3 protein-coding genes are annotated in these 3,676 nt (G+C 39.8%); 1 reads left to right on the top strand and 2 read right to left on the bottom strand.

Annotated features, from left to right (window positions below):
- Window positions 1–812, bottom strand: an 812-nt coding sequence (locus tag ACZFYI_RS17210; RefSeq protein WP_462525362.1) for a SprB repeat-containing protein, incomplete at its 3' end; no start/stop codon positions are given.
- A gap of 386 nt (window positions 813–1,198) precedes the next feature.
- A complete protein-coding gene (gene lysA / locus ACZFYI_RS17215; protein ID WP_462525363.1) occupies window positions 1,199–2,431 on the bottom strand; it encodes a diaminopimelate decarboxylase in 1,233 nt (410 codons plus the stop codon).
- Window positions 2,432–2,591: 160 nt separating this feature from the next.
- Here lysA and ACZFYI_RS17220 point away from each other — a divergent pair.
- On the top strand, window positions 2,592–3,676 hold a 1,085-nt coding region (locus ACZFYI_RS17220), incomplete at its 3' end, for a sensor histidine kinase family protein (protein ID WP_462525364.1).

Below are 3,676 nucleotides of genomic sequence, written 5' to 3' on the forward strand. Positions count from 1 at the left end.
ACGGTCAATCCATATTCCCCCGGGCTCAGGTCAGTGATTTTTTCAGAGGTTTTACCATTAGACCAAAGGAAATTATAAGGGGCTTTCCCTCCTGTAGTTGTAATCGAGATAGCGCCTTTTGGCTCATTGGAACATGAAATGTGAGTCAATTCCTCTTTTAGGTCAAACGACTCGCTGTTGGATTTGATTTCAAAGTAGAGCGTCTGATGGCAGTTGAATTGGTCAGAAACTTTCACAGAGTAAGTTCCAGGTGAAAGGTCCTCGGCATGAAGTCTATCTGTCAGGCCATGGCTCCATTCGATTTTATATGGCTCTCCTCTTCCCATCTTGATGTTTACCTTGGCTTCTCCGTCAGCATTGTTGCAAGTAGCATCTTTGGTTTCGGACATTTCGATAATCAATGGGAAAGGTGGTTGCACCACAATCTTCTCCTTGATTTCATGGCCCTGACTGTCTTTAACCCAGACAGTGTAAGTTCCGGAAAGTAGATTGTACCTGTTTTGGACAGTCTGTAAATTATTCCAAACAAAGGTGTAGGGAGGAACTCCTCCTGAAATATCAAGCAGAATATGCCCCCTATCAGCATGGGTACAAAGAGCCAACTGACCGCTGACGGTTACTTTCATATCGCCAGAATCGGGAGTTCCACTCTGATCCATGGATCTGAAAACCGTACCATCCAGTACAACCGGCCTACGGATTTTGCTGTACAATTGCTCCAGGTATATTCCCTGTGAAAAGGCAAAATGACTCATACCCTGAAGAAATATCAGGAAAACCAGGGTTTTGAAGGGTCTTTTTTGCCAATTCATTTTGTACTTGGGTTTTTGCCAAAACAGCGCTGTTGGACCAAGGGATTTTGTGGTTGAAAAGCAAAAATCTGTTTTTGGCAAATAGAAATATTATTTTATGTTCTTTGAATAAAACAAAATGATATTTCTGTGTTTGGGTGATTTTATTTAATAAATGAAATTATACGCTAAAAAACCAACTCCTTTTAAATTGAAATAGGTAGGAAAAGTTGTAAAAATTAAAGGTTAGTGGATCAATTTCAAAAACTCCGTGGAGACCTGCTTTTTTTGAGGTATGAATTGAAAGAAAGAATTTTACAAAAAATGGAAAAAATTTTCGTCCCGCTGTTTGAAAACAAAAAAACCCAGCTTTCACCAGCCGGGTTAATATTTTTAAGTGGATTGTTTTACAATCCAATATCTACCTGATGTCTCAGGATATCGTCAAATGTTTCCCTTTCTCTGATGAGATGAGCTTTCCCATTGAGTATTAAAACCTCTGCAGGACGAAGTCGGGAATTGTAATTTGAGGACATACTGTAGCCATAAGCACCGGCATTTTTGATTGCCAAAATATCGCCTTCCTGTACTTCTTTCAGTTTTCTGTCAGCAGCCAAAGTATCTGTCTCACAGATATACCCGACAATGGTATATATTCTTTCAGGTCCTTCGAGTTTTGAAATATTGACTACACCATGATAGGCATCGTACATCATTGGTCGGATGAGGTGGTTGAGTCCCGTATCTACACCAACAAAAGTAGAGGCCGGTGTAGGCTTCACCACATTGACTTTTGCCAAAAGATAGCCTGATTCCGATACGAGAAACTTTCCTGGTTCAAACCAGATCTCAAGTTCGCTACCATATTCCTTGCAGAAAGTTTTGAAGGCCTGAGATACCTTAGTCCCCACTTCTTCTATATCTGTGGAAATGTCACCTGGCTTGTAGGCAACCTTGAATCCTCCGCCAAAATCAAGGAATTTGAGACTTTTAAATTCCTTTGCGGCATCAAAAACAATATTTGCACCTCTGAGGAAAACCTCTGCATCCAAAATATCGGATCCGGTGTGGATATGTAATCCGATGACGTTCAAGTCATGGGCTTCCACAACTTTGAGTACATGCTTCAGTTGAAGGATCGAGATTCCAAACTTGCTGTCAATATGGCCAACTGATATTTTGGCATTTCCACCTGCAAGAATATGTGGATTAAGTCGGATGCAAATGGGAATTTTATTTCCATAAAAAGTACCGAAATGCTCCAGCATAGGAATATTGTCAATGTTGATCATCACCCCTAGATCCACTGCTTTCTGTATTTCTTCAAAGGAAACACTATTGGGAGTGTACATGATTTCATGTGCTTCAAAACCGGCATGCTGACAAAGCAAAACTTCTTCTAATGATACAGCATCTACTCCCGTTCCTGCTTTTTTCAATAATTTGAGAATATTGATATTGGAAAGTGCCTTGGTGGCATATTTTATTTTGAGGTTGACTCCGGAAAAAGATTTTTGTATAAGCTTAACTTTTTGCAGGATTTTCTCCCCGTCATATACATATAAAGGTGTACCAAAATCCTTTGCCAAATCGGTCAGAGAAACTCCCTGGATCTGATATTGCTGGTTTTTAACTTCCATGAAACTAAATTTAAGCCCCAAAGATAAGGATAGAACCACAATAAAAAAGATTGAAGATGTCCATGGTTTGTCTACTTTGAGTGAAATCTCGGATGAATTTCCCACAGTTAAATTTTGTTAACCTCAACTCATCCCAATCAATAAGGGATAAATTTGTATCATGTCAAGTTCCCAAATGAAACTGATTATAGTCCTGATGTCCATCGCCAGCCTTGGTTTGGTGGGCTTTCAATACTATTGGATCAGAAATGCCCTCCGCATCAACGAGGAGAGATTTGAACAGGCAGTCTATCAATCATTGGCAGCTACAGTTGCCCAAATCGAGAAAGATGAAACAAGTGACGTTTTTCTGAACTTTCTCGCCCAGGATACCCTACTACAACAATCCCTGATTAACCAGATTGAACCTATCGTAGTCCAGATTAGGCAAAGACCAATTTCAGGTAGAAGAAGGCCTTCAGTTACGGACACATTGCTTCAGGAACCGATTCCTCAAATCAGCCAAAGCTTCAGAAGATTGATTGAATCCAGTGGAATTGACAAAACGGTCCTTGCGGATCTGGATAATTTTTTCACCACATTGACCCCGGAGATTGCATCTTCTATGTTTACTCCTGACGAAATGGAGATTTTGCTTCAGGAAAGGGAACGTCAGCTAACTTACCTGGACCAGTCTGAGAAATTATACAGAAGCAAGTATGGATTTGCCCCTGACCCGGATTTTGAGGCAGAGTATAATATCCCGATGGATTTTCTTGAAAAAATCAGGATTGCAAACCAAAAAATTGCTCTGATGAACCGTGCTTGGGAGGAATTGATAGGTCAAAAGGAAATCCTTTCCAGAATGGATACGGGGCAGGTCAAAAAAATTCTTAAAAATAACCTGAAAGAAAAAGGAATTGATCAGCCTTTCGAATTGGGAATAATCAATGAAAAAGGCAATCTTTTTCCGGTTACAGCTTCTGTTGATTCTTTTTCCCTTGCAAATTCAAAAATGCAGGCGAGGCTCTTTCCAGGTGATATTATTCCTCAGGAAAATTTTCTTTTTATACATTTTCCAGATAAAAGGGCTTATGTCTTTAGCCAGATATGGCTACCAGTCCTAAGTTCCATCCTTTTTATAGGTGTGGTGATTTTCTGTTTTGTCTATGCGATCAGGGTGATCATCAGACAAAAAAACCTCTCTGAAATCAAGAATGATTTTATCAATAACATGACACATGAATTCAAGACCCCTATCGCCAC

The organism is Aquiflexum sp. (genome assembly GCF_977115555.1).